Source organism: Pseudomonas oryzihabitans NBRC 102199, assembly GCF_000730625.1.
Lineage (GTDB): Bacteria > Pseudomonadota > Gammaproteobacteria > Pseudomonadales > Pseudomonadaceae > Chryseomonas > Chryseomonas oryzihabitans.
In genome coordinates this window covers 165,505-184,552 of record NZ_BBIT01000005.1, presented here as the reverse complement: position 1 = coordinate 184,552, position 19,048 = coordinate 165,505, and the positions used below count along the sequence as shown (strand labels likewise).

At 61.7% G+C, this 19,048-nt stretch carries 22 protein-coding genes; 3 read left to right on the top strand and 19 right to left on the bottom strand.

Annotated features, from left to right (window positions below; genetic code table 11):
* Positions 1 to 249: 249 nt before the first annotated feature.
* From POR01S_RS07100 to POR01S_RS23330, 9 genes are read right to left on the bottom strand one after another with little or no spacing between them, the layout of a single operon-like run.
* Positions 250 to 3,117: a conjugative transfer ATPase gene (locus tag POR01S_RS07100; protein WP_042134809.1), complete on the bottom strand. Its 2,868-nt coding sequence runs from the start codon at positions 3,115 to 3,117 to the stop codon at positions 250 to 252.
* Positions 3,117 to 3,545, bottom strand: a complete 429-nt coding sequence (locus tag POR01S_RS07095) for a TIGR03751 family conjugal transfer lipoprotein (RefSeq protein WP_042134807.1) — start codon at positions 3,543 to 3,545, stop codon at positions 3,117 to 3,119. The genes POR01S_RS07100 and POR01S_RS07095 overlap by 1 nt, the downstream gene beginning before the upstream one ends.
* Entirely contained in the window at positions 3,526 to 4,920 is a 1,395-nt protein-coding gene (locus POR01S_RS07090; protein WP_042134805.1) for a TIGR03752 family integrating conjugative element protein, read from the bottom strand. The genes POR01S_RS07095 and POR01S_RS07090 overlap by 20 nt, the downstream gene beginning before the upstream one ends.
* Entirely contained in the window at positions 4,907 to 5,797 is an 891-nt protein-coding gene (locus tag POR01S_RS07085; protein WP_042134803.1) for a TIGR03749 family integrating conjugative element protein, read from the bottom strand. Before POR01S_RS07085 ends, POR01S_RS07090 begins: the two co-directional genes overlap by 14 nt.
* A complete protein-coding gene (locus POR01S_RS07080) occupies positions 5,794 to 6,462 on the bottom strand; it encodes a PFL_4703 family integrating conjugative element protein (protein ID WP_042134801.1) in 669 nt (222 codons plus the stop codon). The genes POR01S_RS07085 and POR01S_RS07080 overlap by 4 nt, the downstream gene beginning before the upstream one ends.
* Positions 6,459 to 6,878 carry a TIGR03750 family conjugal transfer protein gene (locus tag POR01S_RS07075; RefSeq protein WP_042134799.1) on the bottom strand — a complete coding sequence of 140 codons (420 nt, stop codon included), beginning with the start codon at positions 6,876 to 6,878 and terminating at the stop codon, positions 6,459 to 6,461. The genes POR01S_RS07080 and POR01S_RS07075 overlap by 4 nt, the downstream gene beginning before the upstream one ends.
* Positions 6,879 to 6,899: 21 nt before the next feature.
* A complete protein-coding gene (locus POR01S_RS07070) occupies positions 6,900 to 7,271 on the bottom strand; it encodes a TIGR03745 family integrating conjugative element membrane protein (RefSeq protein WP_042135424.1) in 372 nt (123 codons plus the stop codon).
* A 12-nt stretch (positions 7,272 to 7,283) separates the two neighbouring features.
* Complete coding sequence (locus POR01S_RS07065) at positions 7,284 to 7,523, bottom strand: TIGR03758 family integrating conjugative element protein (protein ID WP_007160000.1); 240 nt, start codon at positions 7,521 to 7,523, stop codon at positions 7,284 to 7,286.
* Positions 7,520 to 7,903 (bottom strand): integrative conjugative element protein, RAQPRD family, encoded by a 384-nt coding sequence (locus POR01S_RS23330; protein ID WP_081875178.1) that lies wholly within the window; start codon positions 7,901 to 7,903, stop codon positions 7,520 to 7,522. Before POR01S_RS23330 ends, POR01S_RS07065 begins: the two co-directional genes overlap by 4 nt.
* A gap of 478 nt (positions 7,904 to 8,381) precedes the next feature.
* On the opposite strand from POR01S_RS23330, the gene POR01S_RS07055 reads away from it, so the two are divergent.
* On the top strand, positions 8,382 to 8,639 hold the full coding sequence (locus POR01S_RS07055) for a hypothetical protein (RefSeq protein WP_042134795.1): 258 nt from the start codon (positions 8,382 to 8,384) through the stop codon (positions 8,637 to 8,639).
* Positions 8,640 to 8,773: 134 nt separating this feature from the next.
* Here the strand turns inward: POR01S_RS07055 and POR01S_RS07050 are convergent, their stop codons facing one another.
* The gene (locus POR01S_RS07050) at positions 8,774 to 9,661 is read right to left on the bottom strand and encodes an NAD(P)/FAD-dependent oxidoreductase (protein WP_042134793.1); all 888 of its coding nucleotides are present in this window, start codon (positions 9,659 to 9,661) and stop codon (positions 8,774 to 8,776) included.
* A 118-nt stretch (positions 9,662 to 9,779) separates the two neighbouring features.
* On the opposite strand from POR01S_RS07050, the gene POR01S_RS07045 reads away from it, so the two are divergent.
* Complete coding sequence (locus POR01S_RS07045) at positions 9,780 to 10,223, top strand: Rrf2 family transcriptional regulator (RefSeq protein WP_042134791.1); 444 nt, start codon at positions 9,780 to 9,782, stop codon at positions 10,221 to 10,223.
* Positions 10,224 to 10,483: 260 nt separating this feature from the next.
* Here POR01S_RS07045 and POR01S_RS23100 read toward each other — a convergent pair whose 3' ends face one another.
* The 7 genes from POR01S_RS23100 to pilL2 form a co-directional block, all read right to left on the bottom strand.
* Positions 10,484 to 11,206 carry an IncC plasmid conjugative DNA transfer DtrJ family protein gene (locus tag POR01S_RS23100; RefSeq protein WP_052382640.1) on the bottom strand — a complete coding sequence of 241 codons (723 nt, stop codon included), beginning with the start codon at positions 11,204 to 11,206 and terminating at the stop codon, positions 10,484 to 10,486.
* Positions 11,199 to 13,289 carry a type IV conjugative transfer system coupling protein TraD gene (traD, locus tag POR01S_RS07035; protein WP_042134788.1) on the bottom strand — a complete coding sequence of 697 codons (2,091 nt, stop codon included), beginning with the start codon at positions 13,287 to 13,289 and terminating at the stop codon, positions 11,199 to 11,201. The genes POR01S_RS23100 and traD overlap by 8 nt, the downstream gene beginning before the upstream one ends.
* An 8-nt stretch (positions 13,290 to 13,297) precedes the next feature.
* Positions 13,298 to 13,756, bottom strand: a complete 459-nt coding sequence (locus POR01S_RS23325; RefSeq protein WP_081875177.1) for an integrating conjugative element protein — start codon at positions 13,754 to 13,756, stop codon at positions 13,298 to 13,300.
* Positions 13,757 to 13,818: 62 nt separating this feature from the next.
* Positions 13,819 to 14,418, bottom strand: coding sequence for a transglycosylase SLT domain-containing protein (locus POR01S_RS07030; protein ID WP_042134786.1), 600 nt, complete (start codon positions 14,416 to 14,418; stop codon positions 13,819 to 13,821).
* On the bottom strand, positions 14,403 to 15,116 hold the full coding sequence (locus tag POR01S_RS07025) for a TIGR03759 family integrating conjugative element protein (RefSeq protein ID WP_042134784.1): 714 nt from the start codon (positions 15,114 to 15,116) through the stop codon (positions 14,403 to 14,405). Before POR01S_RS07025 ends, POR01S_RS07030 begins: the two co-directional genes overlap by 16 nt.
* Positions 15,113 to 15,757: a hypothetical protein gene (locus tag POR01S_RS07020; RefSeq protein WP_156045011.1), complete on the bottom strand. Its 645-nt coding sequence runs from the start codon at positions 15,755 to 15,757 to the stop codon at positions 15,113 to 15,115. Before POR01S_RS07020 ends, POR01S_RS07025 begins: the two co-directional genes overlap by 4 nt.
* Positions 15,758 to 15,780: 23 nt before the next feature.
* Entirely contained in the window at positions 15,781 to 16,137 is a 357-nt protein-coding gene (gene pilL2 / locus POR01S_RS07015) for a PFGI-1 class ICE element type IV pilus protein PilL2 (protein ID WP_052382639.1), read from the bottom strand.
* Positions 16,138 to 16,742: 605 nt separating this feature from the next.
* On the opposite strand from pilL2, the gene POR01S_RS07010 reads away from it, so the two are divergent.
* A complete protein-coding gene (locus POR01S_RS07010; protein WP_042134779.1) occupies positions 16,743 to 16,979 on the top strand; it encodes a type II toxin-antitoxin system Phd/YefM family antitoxin in 237 nt (78 codons plus the stop codon).
* Between the two features lie 273 nt (positions 16,980 to 17,252).
* Here POR01S_RS07010 and POR01S_RS23320 read toward each other — a convergent pair whose 3' ends face one another.
* Complete coding sequence (locus tag POR01S_RS23320; RefSeq protein ID WP_081875176.1) at positions 17,253 to 18,461, bottom strand: STY4528 family pathogenicity island replication protein; 1,209 nt, start codon at positions 18,459 to 18,461, stop codon at positions 17,253 to 17,255.
* 11 nt (positions 18,462 to 18,472) lie between these two features.
* Entirely contained in the window at positions 18,473 to 19,024 is a 552-nt protein-coding gene (locus POR01S_RS07000; RefSeq protein ID WP_042134775.1) for a DUF2857 domain-containing protein, read from the bottom strand.
* Positions 19,025 to 19,048: the final 24 nt, after the last annotated feature.

The following is a 19,048-nucleotide window of genomic DNA, read 5'->3' as shown; positions in this document are numbered from 1 at the left end:
CAAACCCATAACTCTGATTTGCGTTTCGCATGCTTTCGGGTGGATTTTCCAGCGTGAAACCAGCCTTACGGATGTGAAGCACCGCTCCTGCTGACGGTAAATTACCGCCTCGCTTGGATAAATCGATTTGGCCACGCTTGGGTGGAGCATGCAGATTGGGGTAGGCGTTTTCTAGAAAGCCTATGGCAGCGCGGCGACTGATCATCCCTGCGGATAATGAGCGACAGGTCTGCCTGAGCGCCCGCTCGTTCAGTTAGGCGGCGGCCTAGGAGGATCAAGGAGGGCCGTGGTAATGCCACGCTGCTGGTCAAGCGCCTCTGCCATCTTGAACGCTGCGTCCAACTCGCTGAGCCCGTCCTGTTGCACATAGCGGTAGCGCTCAGCTTTTTCTTCCGGGTCGGTCATGGCCAAGGCCAGAACCAGGCTAGGTGGTATCACGCGAAAGAGCGTTTCCATCGACTTGGACAGGATGACTCCTTCGCTAAACTTGCCGGCTTCCTTGCGTGCCGAGCGCATCAAGGCCTTCTGAGCAGGCGTTAGCTCGCGAAAGCGGGCGATCTTCTCGACCTCATCGGGCGGCATCGACAGGCAGATCCACCACTCGATCATGTTGAGCATGGGTTCAGCCGCCGCTGGCAAATCGTCCAGATTCTGAGTGGCCAGCCAGAACCAGGCGCCGAGCTTTCGCCACATCTTGGTGATCTTGACCACATAGGGTGCCAACAGTGGGTTCTTGGTGATGATGTGTCCTTCGTCGGTGACGTTGATCAAGGGACGCCCCAGGAACTGATCGCGCTCAGCCAGGTTGTTCACGGCGTTGATGAGGCTGACGTAGGCCACGGCAAGCTGCGCGCCATAGCCCTCCCGGGCAAAGGTCGCCAGATCCACCAGGGTGATGTCAGCCTCAGGCCACGGCGTGCCAGGGCGATCAAAGAGTTCGCCGTCGCTGCCCTGACAAAACAGGCTCATGGCTTCGGCCATGTCCAAGAGGCGGGCGCGTCGAGGTTCGGGAAGGGCGTCGTCGCGCGCCTGTTCGCGTAACGTGGCGCAAAGATCGCGGGTCAGCACGGGCTGTCCCTGCGCTACACAACGTTCGGCGGTCGCCAATAGGCACTGACGCAGCAGGCTCCGGTCTGCGCGGGTCATGCGTGCGTCCTCGCGTGGATCTCCGCCGGTGATCATCAGGCGCGCGATGATCTCCAGTTCGCCCAGGACATCACGCTGCTCATCCGACGCCTCTGACTGATTACCCTCTGTACTGTCGAGCGCTTTGGGGGAGGTCGGTGTGACCAGCCGCCAGGCATCGGCGAAGGGTGCCAGGCTGATGCCGCTGCCCGGTGTGAGGGTTACGCGGTGAACGGACAACCCCAGGCGGGCGGCGAAGTCGGCAAACAGTCCAAAGGAGTTACCGGCCTCGACGATGAATAATCGAGGTCGGTACAGCGCGGTCACCTGCTGCAGCAGGTAATTCAAGGTCGCGCTCTTGCCCGACCCGGTTGGACCGAACAGAAACAGGTGGGCGTTCATCTGGCGATCAAGGCGGCTCAGCGGGTCGAAGGTCACCAGACCTCCACCTCGATTGAAGAAGGTGATGCCGGGATGACCCGTTCCCGTACTACGGCCCCAGACAGGGGCCAGGTTCACGGCGTGCTGCACGAACATCAACTGGGTATACCAATGCCGGCGGTCGGCCGCAGGATCAAAGACTGCGGGTAGCCAACGAAGGTAGCTGTTAAGCGGCGCCACCTCCGCGTCTTCGCGTACCACCTGCAGGCCTGCCGTCAGCAGCACGTTGTTAAGCGTGTGGCAGCGTTGGCGCAGACTCTCCATCGCCGGTGCGCGCACATAGAACGCCAGCGCGCCTCGATACAGCTTGTGCTGTCCGCCAATCAGGGCGCGGGCCTGCTCGACGTCCTGGCGGGTGTGCAGGGAGGCCAAAGTGTCGCCCACGGCCTTGCGTGCCAGCGTATTGAGCTGCGCTTCCAATCCATCCTGTGGCGTTGCGACTACCGTCAGGCACATCACCGTGCCCGCTGGTAGCTGATCCATTACCGCATTAAGAGCCTCACCATGCCGCATCTCACCGCTCAGGTGGCCTGCTTCCGGAGGCTGACGCAGTCGATCAACCACCAGGACGCGATGAGGCTGATCGTCGAAGTACCACACCCCTGTTGTTCGGTCTGAGCGAGGTGGCGTGAAGAAAAGGCGCTGCGCAAAATCGGTCCCGCTGGCCAATTCCAGGGCGTCGGGTGGTGTCGTGTCCGGATAGCGGGTCAGGGTATAGAAGCGTGCCTTGTCGGCGTCGGTATGGCCCAGGTGAGTGGGATCGGGATTGAACCAGCGGAGCAGCCAATCATGGATGGCGGCAGCGTCCAGGCGTGTGCTGGACACACCCGCGCTGGCGAGCGCCGCTGTAAGGCGGTCGCAGGTTGCATTCAGATCCTGCTCAGGCGCTGACACAGGGCTGCGGCGCGTGGTGGCGGGAAGGCGCCGGTAGACGACCATCCGGGTACGGCGGTGCTGCCCACGCCAGGGCAACTGGGTCACGGTGGTGTCGTCGAACAGTCCGCCGGGCGTGCTGACGGCCTGCAGGTGGCGGGCGGTCAGGCCCAGGTAGTAGTCCGTGAAGACGCTGTGACGTGCGAGAGGGCGGACGTAGTCGGACAGTGTGTTTAGATAAGTCTCGAAGGTGGGCTCGTCCTGGGCATAGAACTGTACGACCCAGGGGCTCTCGTCGTGCTCATCGAGTGTTTCCTGCAGAGCGGTTTCTACGGCATCGCGCGCTTGCGCGAACCAGTCAGGCTCGCGTCCTTCTGTCGCCAGTGGTTGCAACTCGAAGAAGGCTGCCACCGAGCGGCCATCGTCCAAGAGCATGCACTGCGCATCAGGCAGGTATTCCACCCACGGCAGGAGATCGACGAACGAGGGCGCCTGGGCGTACAGCCTGTCCTGATCCGCTTGGGTGGCAGGCCGGCGTTTGGACGGGTCCAGGCAGGCGCCCGGGGCAGCCAGCCCGTGCTTGGCTAGCCGCATGACATGGGCCTGCCAGGCATCCGATGACTGAGGATCCGGTGTCGTCTGGCGCAGGCGTGGCCAGCGGAGCCAAGCGCGGCGCATCAGTAGTCCTCCACGCGCTCACCGGGCAGGGCGTAGGGTACGTGTCGATAGAGCGGAAATACTGTGCTGTAGCCTGGTACCGGAACTGACTCCTCGCCGGCCAAATGCGGGAAGACATACATCACCAGATCAGGGTTAGGCAGGCGGGGAAACTGCTGGTTGAGGGAATGAGCGCGCTGGCGCAGGTCCGCACGCGGGCCGCTGGAGGGGTGCTCATCTCCGACGGACAACGGACGACGCACCTGCTGCCGGGCCTCGTTCAGGCGAACCTCGGCGCCCTGGACACTGCTCGTGTAGGTACTCCAGAGGTCGAGCATGGTGTGATCACCGGGCGGAAGTAGCATGTCCTTGCTGGCGCAGCCCGTCAGCGCTAGGGCCAGCAGCGGAGTGGCAAGCGCGAAAGTCATGTCAGTCCAAGGGCGCTGCATGGAAGCCTCCTGTCAGGTGATGAACGCGTCGCCCCTGGGGGACGTAATCGAGCGTGACGGGCCGCTCCAGGTGAACCGCAACCTGGGCGCCGGGTTTCACGTACACCGCCGCGAAGGCTTGGCCATAGAACCGATTGACCCACTGCGACAGGTCCTGCATGCCACTGGCCAGGATCTGGTTGAGCGCCCCCTGTCCGGACGTGCTGGTGGTGCCGAACGTGCCGGCGCCGCTGAAGACGGCATGCGTGCCCTTGTCGGCTGACAGGAGCGATGCCGCGCCAGCACCTGCGGCGGTGATCAAGGCTTGCGAGCCCAGGTACTGGGCCGCATTGCTACGCCGTTCACCCGCTACGCAGGGAATGCCGTGGTCATCGCTGATCCAGCCCAGGGCGTTGTCCGCCGACTCACCGCGTCGGGCCTGGCCGCTGGGCGGGTCATCGTCAGGTAGGGTGCGGATCGTGCCGTCGGTAAAGACAAAGGTCAGGCTGCGGATCTGTCCGCGGACGCAGGACAGAGTCCAGTCACCGGAGGCCGTTCCGCTAACCACGGCGCCGGCCACATCGGGTAATTCGATGCCGTTGGCGGTCAGGTTGTCCGGGCCGATCAGCACCTTGAAGGGGTAGGGGTCATTCACCGTGCCGTCGACGGGGACCCGGCCGATCAGGGCCGTCATGGCGACCGAGCCCACCAGGGTGGCATTGGCCGGCAAGGTATAGACCGGTTTGGCCGGAGCATCAGGTGCGTGGCTCATTCGGTTGTCAGGGACTGGGGCGGGTGGCGACTCAGGGGCTAATCCCAGCTGCAGTGGGTGTGCCTGGCTCTTGCTGGACGCAGCGTCAGGCGGCACATCGCTCGGCTCAATCCAGCGCAGTGGTACTTCAGTCGACGCCTCTTGGGTGGGCTCAAGGCCGAGCCCTACCGGCAGCTCCGTGGCATCGTCCTGTGCGGGAGTGTGCAGGCGCTGCTTGACGTCGTTGAGCAATTGTTCGGTTTGCTGCCGTTCACGCGCCAGCTGCTCCTGAGCCTGCTGCCGCTGCGCCCGCTCAGCCTGCAGGGCGTGTTCGATTCGCTGATCAACCAGCGCGGTTGCATCCTCAAGACGGCCGGGCGCATGACGTGAGTGCTGCACATCGCGCGTTGCAGTCTCCAGCTCCTGACGCAGCTGCTTGACCTGAGCTACCAGGGTCGCGACGGTGTCCCGAGGGGAGTCGCCTTCAACCCCCAAAGCGGCGCGTTCCTCTTGGGTCAGCGCATGAGCGGTTTCGGGCTCAACATCAGACGTACTGGAGGACCCGGTGCATCGCGTAAGGCCAACGGCAGTCATCATTCCGGCCAGGGGAATGGCCGCCCATTTGAGTAGGCTACTGGTCTTCATCGACATTACCGTGGCGCAGCGCGGGTAAGACAGGAGGGCGAGGTGCGACGTCTGGGAAGGGCGTGACCCTGGGGAGCACGGCGCCCCGCAGTCCCTGGTGGCGAGTAACGAGATAAACCACTGTGGTATCGGTGGCCTGACCGGACGGGCCAAGGTCGGGGTGCTGGAAGGTGGCAGCCACAAAGTCGCCCTGTAGTGTCTCGGGCACCAACGCGATAGGACGTGCGCTTTGATTGCTCAGGCGAACTGCGGTGACTCGCAGGTGCTGCAGTTGCCAGGCGGCAAGGGCGTGTGCCCTAACCGGTAGCCCCGGCAACAGGCTGTCCAGCGGCAGCTCTTTCTCCACCGCGGCGGGGCGAATGCCCTCGAGTGGCTCAAGGGTGCGTAAGGGTGCATAGAGACGCTGGGCGGCATAGCGGGTCAGGGTCATCGCCAGGGCCGCGTCCGGAGCGCTCTGAGCAGTACCGGCTTCGGGCGTAGTCGACGCGGGCGACGACTCTTCGCCTGGCGCATCCAGAACGATTCGAATCGGCTCCGCTGGCGGTTGACCCGATTTGGCCGGCTCTGCGGCGATGTCGAGCAGGATGATCATGCCCGTCTGCACATCCTGTACCTGCAGCCGCGTGGGCGGAAGCATGGTGCTGGCGCGCAGGTACAGCGCGCCGCCGGTGCTTTGGATACGCAAGCGATCACTCAGAGCTGTAGGGACGCCAACGCGCACCTTGCGGTCAAGGAACACGACACGTTCCTGGCCTACCGTGAGCGGCACCGTGAGGGGCAGGCGCTGCCAGTGCAGGATCTGTGTGGCCTGACCGGATGCTGCCACACCGAGCCCAAGGAACAGCGCGGCGAGCAGGGATAGGGGCTGGCGAGTCATGTGGCGGCTCCTGGGGCTTGAGCAGGCGTCGGGTCCGGATGGCGGTCGATGCGTTGTGGCGGCTGGGCATAGCAGTCCAGCGCAAGGCCGAACGGGTTGTGCTCAGGGTCTTGATCCAGCCGTGCGACCTTGAGCTGGTAGCGCACCAGTGCCCGCTTGATCTGCTCGCTGCTGTAGTACTCATCCGCCGTCAGATCCAGCGTGACGATCCAGTCGCGAGCCGAGATCACCCTGACCCGACGCGCCGGGTCCTCGCCGTAGCCGCGTCCTGGGATCTCGTAGAGGCCCCGGACACGTAGCCGCAGCTCGCCGTTGGCGCGTCGACGCTGATAGTCCTGCTCGAGGAAGTCCTGGCAGGCGGGCGTGAGGTAGGCCGAGAGGGTTTTAAGGTTGCGCGGGTAATCCGCCTCGCCATCGCTGGGCCAGCGCTGCAGCTGCTGCCAGATGTAGAAGGCGAAGGCATAGACGTTTTCGGGAGGTACGTCCCACCAGCGTCGGGTGCTACCTGAACGCAGGTCGGGTGGGATATGGATGGTCAGATCGCGCGGCGCGCTCCACCAGCCAAGGCCCAGTAGCAGCGCCAGTAGGGCCAGGGCAGCGGCGGCCAGGCGAAGGGTGCGTATGTGCGCCTGCAGATGCACGATTTCGTGGCGAAAGCGACTCATGACCAGCGCTCCCCTTTACGCAGGACCGGCCGGGAACGTCGTGTGCTCCAGGTGCCTGAGCGCAGGATCAACGCCTGTCCGCCGACCCAGGTGGCCAGGAGGGGGAGGCGGGTTGCTACCTGCCATTGCAGGTGCCGATGCAGCCAGGTATCAGGTCGTCCGCGCTTGAGGGTCTGCAGCAATCCGCTGCTCAGGTAGAGCCCAACCGCGAGGGTGATGAGGATGCCCGTGGGCAGCACCGCCAGCTGCCCAACCACAACCGCAAGCGGCAGACTCAGCCCTAGCCCGATCAACGCAAACAGGGTGGAGGCAAACCAGAGCTCGTCCGCGGTCAGGCCTCGAACAACGGCCGGTTGGCGATTGAGTCGGTGGGGCAGGAACAGAACCTGGCCGTCTTCGGCGCGTACGGTCTCCATGGTGAGGGGCCGCTCCGCGCGTCAGAGCACACCGATGGCGGTGGTCAGCAGCCAGATCCCCACGACCAATAGCATGGCGCCTACGGCCACGGTAAGACCAAATTGCCCCCAGGTGGCGCGGCCAGTGTGGATCTCGGAGTAGCGGGTATAGGCGTGGTAGCACACGCCGATAAACATGGACGCCACAACCAGCAGGGCGACCAGCATGACGATGTCGTAGCCGTAGTTCTGCAGGGTCTGCAGGATGCCGGTGCCTTGCCCACGGGTGGGCGCTTCCATCTTGGGCAAGCCAGCGGCGTGGGCGCCTTCAATCAGCCCGATACCACTGACGGCCGTCAGGGATTGAGCAAGACGGCGAGGGCAGATGCGCAGCAGCGACGTAGACACGTTCAGGTCCTCCACAAGTCAGGAGAGCAGTAGAAAAATCAGGGCCAGGTACAGGAAGAAAAAACGCACCGCGACGCCCAGCAATTGGCGTTGGGTCATGCGGTGTTCGGCCCAGCTCACGAAGGCCGTACGCAGGGCCCAGACGCCCCAGAGCTGAAAGACGGCAAAGACCAGGCTCAGCACCACCGTGGAGACGGCAGCAGGGGTGAAGCCACCGCTGGCCTGAAAGGCTGCGCTCTGTGCGGCGGAGAGGGTCATGGCGAGGACGCCTCATGTGGATCGACCTCGCGGGCGTAGTCACCTGCCAGCGGCTGCAGATCCCTGGGCTGGGCCCGAGACGGCGTCAGGTAGTGTTCGATGCCCTGGCGGATGCGCCGCAGGTCTTGCTGCAGGCGGGCATAGTCGAAGTGGTAGCGGGTGCCTGCAGGGGCTGTGTGCGCAGCGGTCTGAACGGCCAGGTGTTCAGTGATCGTCAATTGCCGGATGACGGCAGCTAGCTGCTCACGTTCAGCGTCACCGTCGCCCTCCCATGCATGGGGGGCGCTTAGGGCAACCGAGAGCGGTGTGAGGAGGAGTGCCCACTGAAGTAGGGCGAGGCCTTCGCGTTGCCATCTTGCTCGCGTCCTGAGCGATTCGATGGCGCGAAGGTGCCGTTTACGGGAGCGTCACGCCGCAGAAAATCCGATTCAGCGCGTACCCGGTTTTTTGTAGACGGTGGCCTCACCGAGAAAGCGGAGCGCACGCCAGCCGGTTTGTTGGTTGCAACCGGTAACCGCGAACGTTAGATTTTGGCTGTCGTGGTCAATCCCGCGACCGGGCGTGAGAACCTGGAAGTTGTCCAAGGCGCGGTAGCGTCATAGTGCTTAGCCAGTATTTGCATGCTGCGCTAATGCTCCTCTATGGCGGGCCGTGTGAGGCAGGCTTTTGCCTGGCCGGTTCCCTTGGACGCCGGATTCTCACCCTTGCACGGTCCGCCTCCTATGCTCGTGAGAAGGCTGGTAGGCGGTTCCTTAACCTGTCCAAGGATTAAAAGGAAAATGCCTCGTCCTCCTTTCAAGCCCGGGCTCCGCCTGGCACATCCGACTACGTGTCTTACCTCTCGCATGGAGGTGCGCCATGACTAGTCGCACTAGCACCATAGTCCCTTTTCCAACGCCTCTGCTTCGGGCGCGCCAGCCAGACTTCGAGTCGGATACGCCGGATGCCGAAGCTGAGTTGCATGTTTCAGTGCTGAACGATCTGCTTGATCAGTTGGCGTCTGAGTCGGTAGAGAACGGAGAACTTCGTCAGCAACTGCTTGCGTCGATGATGCGCGAGTTGCTTAACGATGTTGTCGTGCTTTACCGCCAAGCCCTGACAGAAGCACGACGTTAACAACCCTCTTGAGCAATGACGCTGCACCTGTCAGATAAGGTAGAGCTGGCAGGTGCGCTACTGTCCTTGCCAAGAAGACAGGTTAATACGTGCTAGTGCTTTGGTAAAAAGCCGGCGGCCTGAAGTTGCTTCGCTCAGCGAAAGATCAACGACTGGTGAGCTGCGCCACCTGTGCGAGCACCGTCGCCGACCGCGATCGCCACGTTACCGGCAGCCACTGCCGCATCTCCGCAGGCAAACACGCCTGCCACACTGGTTTCCCGCATCTGATCTACTGTCAGGAAGTCGCCCAAGGGACCGCTTTCAACGGCAAGGCCCAACTGCTTGATCAGGGGGTTGTTCAGATGCGTGCGTGGTTGGACGAACAGTCCTGCAAGCGTAATCACACGACCACTGGCCAGTGTCACTTCCAACCGCTTCCCACCAATAGAAACAACCTGCTCTTGCTCGAGCGAAACGCCACGCTGTGCAAGCTTCTCGCTTTGCTCTGCATCGGGCTGGAAGGCGCCGTTGAGGAATAAGGTTGTTGCTCCCCAATCAGGCAGCATCAGGGCCTGATGGATAGCGAGTGGTGAGCTGGCCAGGACACCGATGTTTCCTTTGTCCAGCTCATACCCATGGCAGTAAGGGCAGTGGAAGACCTGTCGCCCCCAGCGCTCAGCCAAACCAGGAATATCTGGCAGCTCATCGGTGACGCCGGAAGCCAGAATCAGCCGACGGGCATTGAAGGTGAGGCCATCGCTTGTAGCGATAGAGATCACATCGGCCTGTTTCTCTGCTGCAACCGCAGACGCGTCATGCCAGGTGACGGATGGGTAGGCGAGTAGTTGCCGACGTGCTTGGTCAGCAATTGCATCTGGGCTGTTGCCGTCTTGCCCCAAGAACCCATGAGACGTGGCAGCGAATCGATTACGGCGTTGCGCAGCATCAATCACCAACACAGAACGGCGCGCCCTAGCCAGTTGCATGGCAGCGGACACACCGGCGTAGCTACCCCCCACAACGATCACATCGTAGATCATGGAATTTCCCTCTTGAATTTCAGGAAACAACATAAGTTACGTGATGAGCGAAAGTCTAGGTCTTGTAACTTTTCCTGTGTCGAGAGATGCTGGCCGGCTTGAATGAGGCTTTTGAGCTATGAGAAATGACACGCGCCTATCGCGGATGCTGCATACGCTGATTCACATGGCTCGCCATGAACAGCCTGCGACGTCTGACAGCTTGGCGCAGATGCTGAGTACTAATCCGGTGGTCGTGCGCAGGACGATGGCCCTGCTCAAGGAGCAGGGGTACGTTCGTTCTGAAAAGGGTCATCGGGGAGGGTGGATGCTGGCAAAGCCCCTTGCAGAGATCACACTGCTAGATATCCATCAGGCGCTCGGGTCGTCGTCGATTTTCGCCATAGGTTTGGCGACCGATCATCCTGAATGTCTGGTTGAGCGAGCCGTAAACAATGCGCTGACCGAGGCATTCGATGCCGCGCAGGCTTTGCTGCTGACGCGCCTGCGAAGTATCACGCTGCAGCAGCTAGCGGATGACTTCGAGCAGCATGCTGAGCTACTCGAGACGACCAGAGCGTAACGTCTTCATAAGATTCCGGCTGATCCCCAAAGCCCTGTCTGGAAGCAGCTTCTATCCTCAGGTGATGAAGTAAAAGGACCGCTCGTTGGGCGGCTTATCGTGCTTGGCTTGATGAGCGAACAGCTGGATAACTGCTAAGGGTTATATCTGGGCTCGCACGATCAAGAGACAGTGCAGCGTTCCACGTGAAACGTGTCTTAGCCTGGCTGGCGATAGATGTTCTAGACGTCTTGCCTGAATGGAATAGCCAAAGCTGTTCATCAGAGATGCTTCTTGAAAGTCCCAATGGCAATTGTGGCCATCAGGCCTGACAGGATCGCACTCACAATCGCAAAGCTGGCAATAGACAGGCTGATGGGCAGTACCAGGTACATGAACCCTGGCAGCAGTGTCAGTGGAACGAAGAGGGCCTTCGCGCGGTGATGGAGATAGCCCGATTCACGTTGCACGTTGAAGCGACGCACTTGCCGTCGGACCAAGCCGTCTACGGTACCGACGAGCACGCTCAGTATCAGCAGAGGCAGAGCCTGAAGCAGCAGTAGGCTTCGTATGCCAACGCTCAGCGCGCTGTGCCGGGCTACAGATAAAGCCTCTTTTAGCCCCGAACGTTCTTTTGCCCAAGGCAGGCTCGGCGTTCTGTGGCCAAGGAGGCTGGGTATGGCTTCGAGCCTGCCTTGTAACTCGATCCACGGGTTGGATAGCGCCATGAGCTGTACTGAGCGTTTGGTATTTAGCCACGTACGGGAAATCGACTGCCATCGATCCGGCCAAGGCGTGCGGGCGAGATCGCGTCGATCCTGCTCGTAAAGGATCTGCGCGTGCAGATCGCGGTTATCCGGCCAAACGAACAACATGCCGAAGCCTTCCAGCAAAAGCCGAAGGAGCAGCGCGGCGCACAGTAGGCCCAAGACCGTAAAGGGCAGTAGCAGAAGCTGGGTAAACCCTCCGTAACGACGCGGCCGGATGTCTACGGCATCATTCATGAGCAGATGCCTCAGTAGTCGAAGTCACCGGTGGCTCTGGGGCGGTCGGGAGTGGTGAGTCTGGTTCGCCAGATGGCTCAGCCGTCTTGGATCCGAACGGGCGCCGACGCATGGCAGCGGTCAGCGCGCGAAGATCAGCCGGTAAATCATCATCGGCGTCTGGTAGCGGCAAGGGCATGCGCACCTTCCAAAGCGCACCGCCCTCAAGCAGCGCAAAGCACTGCCCCTTGGGCAACGCGACGAGATGAGCAGGCTCGATGAGAGGCCGGCGGCTGCCCACGAGCTGATCTTGAGTGCTGGAGGTGAAGGCGCTGGCGGCCGCTGGATCAGAGGTATCGGTGACGCTACTGGATTGCGCGGGTGTATAGACGTCGACCTGGGGGAGCTGGCGGGTCAGCAGTTCGGCTGTGGCTGTTTCGCGTACCCTCAACATGAACAGGTTGTTGAAGTTGCCAATCACCTGACCAGCCTTGGCGCGATTACCTAGCCGTGCCTCGATATCCGACAGGGTCTGGGTATAGGCCGTCACCTGAACGCCAGCGCCGCCGCCCTTGTTGACCAGAGGGATAAACTCATCACCCATCAGTTCGTTGAACTCATCGGTGTGCAGATTGATGGTGGGCTTGGTACCTGGCTTGCCGCCGGGTAATCCGCTGTCGACGCCGAACTTGTAGAGGTGTCCCGCCACCGAAACCAGATCCGCAAACATGGAATTGCCTACGGCTGCGGCGACCTCGGCATCGGATAGGGCATCCAAGCCCACATAAACAATGGCGCGTTGGCGAACGACTTGCATCCAGTCGAAGATTGGCCGCGGATCCTGCAGATCCTCGTAGTCAGGCGAGAGCAACTGGACGATCTTGCCGGTGGTGAGCTTCTCCAGCAGGGGCAGGAGCGAAGCCACAATCTTGTCGAAAAAGCTGCGCTCGTAGCGCACGGCGCTGCGCAGGCCATCGAGCACCGGATCGAAGTGATGCGTATTGGAAAGATACTGCTCGAGGGCAACGACCCGGGTCTCCCGTCCAATCATGTGCCGCGGCAGATTACGGTTGTTCAGTCCCGCCTCAAGCTTGAGGATCGCCGCCCACGCCTCGGGTTCGCGTGTGGCGAAGTAGTGTTCGGCGTACTGAATAAACAGCGCATCAATGTTGATGACATAGCGCTGGATCAACCGATAGTCAGGACGCTGACCCAGCTCCACTAGAGCGCGCGCGATGATGTTGACGAAGCGCCAGGCAAACTCGCGAAAGGCGGCGCTATCGCCTTCACCGGAGAGTTGCCCGGCAAGACGAGTAGCCACCTCGGAGATACGACCAAAACGGCCGACGGCGTTGTACCGAGCCGAGCTGTCGGGCCAGCCCAGATGGAACACCAACAACTCCTGCTCACGGCCGACGCGTTTGGCTTCGGCGTACATCCGCTTGAGCAGATCTGCATCGCCTTTGGGATCGAACACGATCACCACTTCATGCTCGCCCTGCGCATTGCGACGGCGGATGTCCTGCGCGATGAAGAGCTCGGCCAGCCGCGTCTTGCCGACCCGCGTGGTACCCAGTACCAGCGTATGACCCACACGCTCGTTCAAGGGTAGGCAGACGTCTTGTTCGTCAGGCTCGACGCCATGCAGACGAGGCAAGCCGCCAATGGCGGCTTGAGTCAGGTGACCGCGCCGCGAAGGCTGTTTGAAGAGGTGTTGGATAAAGCGGTGATACCGGCTTGGCTCGACATAGCGGCGGCATTGCGGCAAATAGGTCTCGAGCAAGCGTTGGGTATGCCGCGCCTCCCAGCGAAATCCACGACCGATGAACAGCGTCTGCGTGCTGACCGGTATCGCAGCACTGGACAGGGTGTAGGCAGGCAGCCGCCGAAGATTGCGTCGGTAGCGCAGGATGCGATGAGCCTGATACAGCCGAGCAGCGGCGAGGCATAGGAATGCCGTTGTGGCGAACGAGGCCATTGGGGCCGAGAGCCCGAGCGTTTCGGGAATGAGTGCAACAATGCCAGCCGCTAGCATGCAGGCGCCAACGCTGTACAACTCCACGGCTGGACGAAGCCAGCGCTTATAGCCGGTCAGATGGGACATGGCCTGCGCTACCTGTCATCCGCCATTGGCAGGAGCAGCACAGGGTAGTGGTGCAGCCCCAGGCGTTGGGCGAGGTCATCCCCCGAGGTTGGAATGAGGGTGACGTCGGGGGCAAGGCGCCGAAGTTCTGCCAAGGCCGCGGCAGTGTCGATATTTACCACCAGGCCAATAGCCTGCTGGTCCTTCAGCTGCCGCCGCTGCTGGCTCAGCCAATGACGTGAGTACTCATCATCACCGATGAGAAACAGGGGGCTAAGCCCAGGTGCTTGGAGCGCTCGTGTCGAAGCTTCGCCTGGAGTCAGTCTTTGTGACCGCACCGGTAGCATCGCGGCCTCAGCCTCATAAGCATCGGCAGGAAATGGGGTCACAGTAGACGTACGTGGTGGAGCTGTCCGCTTGAACGGCTCGAAGTACGGCTGGGTGGAAACACCTCCCTCATGAACCACCACGATGAGTGGGTCCGCCATTGTCTGCAGGGATAGCCATCCCGTACCGAGTACGAACAGCGAGCGTCTTCTGAACCCAGGTCTCACTGCAGTCCTCCCACCTGCAGTTCCTTGGCTACCTGACCCTGTAGGCGATCCAGATGCGCCTGGACGAGGCGCTGATAGCGTGCGGCAAGGGCGCCGCCGGCCGGACGGTGATAGCGGCCGATGGCGGTTGGCCAGTCAGGAGTAACTGCGCGCTGCTCGACGAGGATTGCAGCGGCAATCGCAAGGTTTTGATAGGGGTCTAGCAAGTCACAAGGACGAGTGACGCGATGGCGGTGGTAACCCAGGTTGATCTGGCCGAGACCCACATCGATTTTGCGGTCCGGGGTAGTGTCCATAGCCTGAAGCAGGCTGGTGCACGCCGTATGGCGATTGGCAAAGCGCTTGGCCTCGCCAGCCACGTTCAGGGTCCAGGGCCACGGCACTGATCGTCCTTGCCAGCGTCGCCCGCTTTCCTGCAGTGCTATGGCGTACAGAACCAGAGAGGGAACGCCGGCTTGCTGGGCCGCAAGCTGATAGGCCGGAGGCGGCAGCTGAGCCTGCGCCCAGGTGGCGACGCTGACCAAAGCCGACAACAAAAACGCCAGGCCAGCGACTGCTCGACGGCGCCTTGTTGGCGTGGCTACTGTCGCTGCCATTGTCCATTCACCCGCTGTGCGACGACGGGCAATTCGCCGGCAAGACCTAGCGACTGAAAGCGGCCATTGTCATGGTTGAGGGTGATGGTCCGCTGCTGAACGCGCGTGGGATCCAAGCGGGCCTGACGCGCCCAACGCCGTAGTCGTGCGTCATCGCCTTTACTATCCACCAGGTACAGGTCGAAGGCCCGACCTTGTGCCTGCAACTGCCGGACACGTTCAAGGCAGGGCGGGCAGTCCGCTTTGACGAACACGGAAAGGCGCGCTTCCTCTGCCACCTTGGCATCCTCGAGCGTGACCCGCTGCAAGTCAGGTGCAAGGCGCTGCCAGGCAGCGTCGTAGGCGCGCTGATAGGTCAGCAGTTTCTCGACGCGTCGGGCCTCGGCTCTGACCTGCAACTCCGCAAAGCGCGCACGCTCTTCGTCACTTCGTGCCTCGATACCCAGGGCGGTCAACGGGTCCAGGTGCGGCGCGTAGATGCCTAGCGGCCCCTGCATCAGCTCGCGATAGCGGACCCAGTCACTGGCCTGCAGACCCCAGGCCTGGGCCTGTGCGTCCTCGCTCAGCGTGAGTCGGCTGTGTTGGGTATCGCTCCAACGCGTCTGGTCGTGGGCGGTGGGCGCAGGAGATGCCTGAACAGCCTGAATAGAGCCAAGGATCAGACTGAGCAACGCGGTAGCAGGTAACCGTTGTGTCATCGCGTGTCTCCTCCAGGCAGCGGCAGACGCCGCACCAGGCCATCCACTCGAAATGTCGCGGTGTCCTGGGTCAAGCCGGTGAGCTGCCATTGGCCCAAGGACTCGCCCACGCGGAGCAGCGTGACGGCGCTGAGCCCTTCCTGGTGAACTGGTAACAGGGCAAGAAAAGTGTGGCCGCCACGTTGCTCTGCACCGAGTAGCTGAAAGGGCAGTTTGGACGCCTTGGCCTTTGGTGCAGGTCGTGCCGGTGTTTGGCGCTTCTCGCGAGGCGCCGTTGCCTGGTGCATCAGGGCGTGCAACTGAGCCTCAAGTCGGTCAGTGCGTTGTTGCAAGGTCAGCACGTCCGCAGCCTGGGCATGCTTTTCTTGTTGCTGGACAACGGCAGCCAGGCTGGCTTTAAGGTCCTCGCGTACTGCGCTTAGCTCGGTCAGGCTGACCAGGCGCTCTGGCGTTGGCAGGGCATCCAGTCGGGCAGTGAGGGTGGCCATATCTGCCTGCAGCGCCTGAAGGCACGGCTGGTCATTGTGTTGCACTAGTTGCTGACGCAGGCGCGACTGGCCCATGTGGTCATGCACCATCAGGATGCTGAGCGCGAGTAACCAGGCGGCGCCGCCCAGGCGTTGTAGATGATCAGCACGCATGGCCAGAAAAGACGCTCGCACCCTCACGATGGCCGGCCCTCGATTGGGTAGGTCGGCGCAGGTGCAAAGCACACACGCCGAGCGAGCGAATCCACCTGTAGCGTCCAGGCAGGGCCTGCCAGGGTCTGCAGGGCGTCACGCAGCGGCAGCGGCCCCAACTGCAGGTGTGCGGCCGGCAAGGGCAGCGCATAGAGCTGAGCCGCCTCTTGCGTCTCGCACAGCGAAAAGCCGGAGCGGATCAGCACATAGCGCAGGGCATCGCCCACAGTACGGTCGGCGCCGGCGGGGATGGAAATGTCCACAACCTGGCGCATCAGGTTGCGTTGAGCGAGTTCAGGTCCTTGCTCGACCAGGGTGTAGCGTCCCTGGCGGACAACCAAAAGATCCTGTTCCGGTACGGGCGTTGGCGAACGCACAGGAGGGGTGTCGGACAGCGCGCTTGCTGGGCCGGATGGCAGTAGGGCGCAGCTTTGGAGCAGTAGGCATAGGGCCGCGGCGCAGGCAGGTATGAGGCAAGCGGTGGCGTAGGGTGCGCGCATGGAAGACTCCCGAGAAGGCGAGTCGCTACTTTCCAATGCAGGACCGTCTGGAGGCTGCGATTAAGGCGCACTGTGGCCGTACCAGTTTTTCGCTAGGTGTTAGGTAAGCGCGTCGGTTGCGAGCCATGTGATAGCTATCCCCTAGGGATAGCTATGAGCAGGTCGTACGGTAATTCTTGCGACGTTCCAGCGAGTACGTGTGGCTGCTGTATCGATCCACACAATTTGTCCGCATGCCCTCAGATCGACGGCATGAACGATCTGCGGCTCCATGGATTTCATGGGTAGCTCAAGCCAGAATGTTCGATCTGCGTGCAATGTCGAGAGGCATCTCTGCTTGCAGAAAAAGGTCTCTGCTGCGTTTCTAGGACCCACGGTAATGCTTCTAAGCTGGCCTAAGGGCTTTTAGCATCGAATTCAAGCGGTGTTTGAGAAGGGAGTGAAGAATGCGTGTACTGACCTTTAGCCAGGCTCGCGCCGACCTTGAGCAGACGATGGACGAGGTTTGCCGAAACCACGAGCCTGCTGTAATCACGCGTCAGCGTGGCGAACCTGTTGTGATGATTTCTTTGGATGATTACAACGGTATGCGCGAAACCATATACCTCCTGGGATCGTCGGCTAACGCCAAGCGCCTTCGCGCCTCCATTGATCAGCTTCGGGCCAGCAAAGCCATCTCATAGGAGTGACCATCAATGAGCCATATGGCGATGCGATGTCACAAAGAAGGCTCACAACAGTGTCTGAATCTCTTTACGTAGGATGGCCTGAAGGACGACGCCGAGGTGACCAGCGTTGTCTCAGATGAGCCTTACCCGCACTATCCCCTGGGGATAGATACTTCCGGCGCCTGCTCCGGACTGAGCAGCATTGTCTCAGGCTATCCCCGGGGGATAGCTTTCAGGAGTGAACGCGGCGGTGCTGAACAATGTTGCGCCCCGGTAAACCTGCCCTATCTATCCCCTGGGGATAGCGTCCCGCGGAGGGAGACGCAGCGCTGATCGTAGTTGATCCAAGTGAGCCCGACCTACCTCAGGATTTCGCGACGTCTGGCACGCACGCGCCGGTGGCGATTTGGCAGGAATGATCGGTGTCGGCTCAGGCGGCAGTGGTGGTGGGGCAGGCGTAGATGCTGCCGCGCGATTGAATTCGCCACGCAGGGCTTTCTGGATGATGCCGAACAGATAGCCTGCGGGATTGCGAACCGCAGAGCGCTCGCAGCGGGCCGCCCATTCATCGAGAATCGCCTGTCGCTGTGCAGGCTCCACGGGCTTGAGGGCCGCTAGGGCGCCGGACTGTTGCTCGCGGTCAAGGGTGAGAAAGCGTGGGGGTAGTACGAGGTCGTTAGACTCAGTCATCTTCGTACGTACTAATTCTTTATCTACTTTAAGTACAGTACGGTCTGCCTTCGGATTCCGAAGGGTGTCGTTAGAATCGGGGATTGCACCTGTTTCGGAATCCGAAGGCGGTGCGGGCGTACTGTCTTCGGATTTCGGAATTTCAGGGTCCATTACCGCCAGCACGCCTTTGTCCGCCCAGCCCTGCTGAGCGAGACGTTGAGCAATGATCTGCAGGCGAGAGGGAAGGCTCCGCTGGTTGACCTGCGGATCTTCAGTCACCTCCTTTAGCACCTGTCGCGCGACCACCTGCACTGTCTTCGCCGCGTGGCTCAGTGCTTGGCTCACCAGCTTCAGATAGTCCGGATCCAGCTGGATTGCTTCGAACGGCGTGAGGGGCTCATCGTGCAGGACATAGAGGTTGCCCTGGATACGGCCGGTGTGAGGATCACGTTGTCGCCGGACAAGACTCAGCCACCGCGTCAGTCGGAGGAGGGCCAGGGCGCGGGCCACGGTTTCGTTGGACGCTTGTGTGGCGCAAGGCATGACTGCCAAGTACGGACGGAGCCGCTCGTAGGTCGGAAAGGCTGTCAGGCCGCTGCGATCCAGCAGCACGTGCAAAACCTGCCAGGCGTTGCGCTCTAGCGGCGTCAGGCGCCGATCAAGCAGGAGCGCGCGCGGTAGGCTGTCGTGGCGGTTACCGCTGTAGAGGAAACCATCCTGGGGCGTGCCGTCCGCCTTTGGGGATGGTTTGAGGGTGCGCAGGACGTCATTGAAGACAGCTGTCAGGGGTGCGGGAGTCGCGCGCCGCAACGCCTCGTGGGCCATGCCTACGCTCCCTATTGACCGGTCCAGCGACGAACCGACGACCATAGAACGGCCAGCGGTACTTCATGCGCCTCAGCGAGCTCCATGGCCAGCTCAAGCATGGCGGTCTCGTCGTCGGTTGATAGCCCTCGCTGCGCTACCTCGGTTTTCCATTGCCGCCAGAGTGCGGCGTCCTGCGCATCGTCCAGCGCGGGATAACGGCCTTTGCGCTTGGGTAAGCCCAGCACCTTGCGGCGTAAGGCAACCTCTTGGTGGGTGAGCCCGAAGCGGTGACTGACCATCTCGCTGCTACTGCCCAGGCGCAGCATGCGATCAATCTGCGCGATTTCCTGACTCACATCGGCAGATTGTCCAAGCAGACGTTTGATCACGTCGCGATTGATCGACACCGTGCACCATGAGACTGGCGCGTTTACCAGAAGGCTGACCAGGTCTGGCTGCTTCAGGGCGGCCAGCTCCTCCTCGTCAAATCCCATCGCTTGGCAGCGGCGCAGCTCGCCGTGATGTAAGTGGTGCAGGGCTTGGGTCAGGACGGCTTGGTTCAGAGGGTGGCTGGTCGGCATGACAGAGGTTCTCGGAACAGTGCA

Excerpts from the sequence above, each read along its gene's own strand:
- POR01S_RS07025 (WP_042134784.1), bottom strand. The coding sequence starts at position 15,116 with ATGACACAACGGTTACCTGCTACCGCGTTGCTCAGTCTGATCCTTGGC.
- POR01S_RS07085 (WP_042134803.1), bottom strand. The coding sequence starts at position 5,797 with ATGACTCGCCAGCCCCTATCCCTGCTCGCCGCGCTGTTCCTTGGGCTC.
- POR01S_RS07010 (WP_042134779.1), top strand. The coding sequence starts at position 16,743 with ATGCGTGTACTGACCTTTAGCCAGGCTCGCGCCGACCTTGAGCAGACG.
- POR01S_RS23320 (WP_081875176.1), bottom strand. The coding sequence starts at position 18,461 with ATGGCCCACGAGGCGTTGCGGCGCGCGACTCCCGCACCCCTGACAGCT.
- POR01S_RS07100 (WP_042134809.1), bottom strand. The coding sequence starts at position 3,117 with ATGCGCCGCGCTTGGCTCCGCTGGCCACGCCTGCGCCAGACGACACCG.
- POR01S_RS07080 (WP_042134801.1), bottom strand. The coding sequence starts at position 6,462 with ATGAGTCGCTTTCGCCACGAAATCGTGCATCTGCAGGCGCACATACGC.
- POR01S_RS07095 (WP_042134807.1), bottom strand. The coding sequence starts at position 3,545 with ATGCAGCGCCCTTGGACTGACATGACTTTCGCGCTTGCCACTCCGCTG.
- POR01S_RS07050 (WP_042134793.1), bottom strand. The coding sequence starts at position 9,661 with ATGATCTACGATGTGATCGTTGTGGGGGGTAGCTACGCCGGTGTGTCC.
- POR01S_RS07020 (WP_156045011.1), bottom strand. The coding sequence starts at position 15,757 with ATGCGTGCTGATCATCTACAACGCCTGGGCGGCGCCGCCTGGTTACTC.
- POR01S_RS07000 (WP_042134775.1), bottom strand. The coding sequence starts at position 19,024 with ATGCCGACCAGCCACCCTCTGAACCAAGCCGTCCTGACCCAAGCCCTG.
- POR01S_RS07045 (WP_042134791.1), top strand. The coding sequence starts at position 9,780 with ATGAGAAATGACACGCGCCTATCGCGGATGCTGCATACGCTGATTCAC.
- POR01S_RS07030 (WP_042134786.1), bottom strand. The coding sequence starts at position 14,418 with ATGGCAGCGACAGTAGCCACGCCAACAAGGCGCCGTCGAGCAGTCGCT.
- POR01S_RS07090 (WP_042134805.1), bottom strand. The coding sequence starts at position 4,920 with ATGAAGACCAGTAGCCTACTCAAATGGGCGGCCATTCCCCTGGCCGGA.
- POR01S_RS07075 (WP_042134799.1), bottom strand. The coding sequence starts at position 6,878 with ATGGAGACCGTACGCGCCGAAGACGGCCAGGTTCTGTTCCTGCCCCAC.
- traD (WP_042134788.1), bottom strand. The coding sequence starts at position 13,289 with ATGTCCCATCTGACCGGCTATAAGCGCTGGCTTCGTCCAGCCGTGGAG.
- POR01S_RS07055 (WP_042134795.1), top strand. The coding sequence starts at position 8,382 with ATGACTAGTCGCACTAGCACCATAGTCCCTTTTCCAACGCCTCTGCTT.
- POR01S_RS23325 (WP_081875177.1), bottom strand. The coding sequence starts at position 13,756 with ATGGCGGACCCACTCATCGTGGTGGTTCATGAGGGAGGTGTTTCCACC.
- POR01S_RS07065 (WP_007160000.1), bottom strand. The coding sequence starts at position 7,523 with ATGACCCTCTCCGCCGCACAGAGCGCAGCCTTTCAGGCCAGCGGTGGC.
- POR01S_RS23100 (WP_052382640.1), bottom strand. The coding sequence starts at position 11,206 with ATGAATGATGCCGTAGACATCCGGCCGCGTCGTTACGGAGGGTTTACC.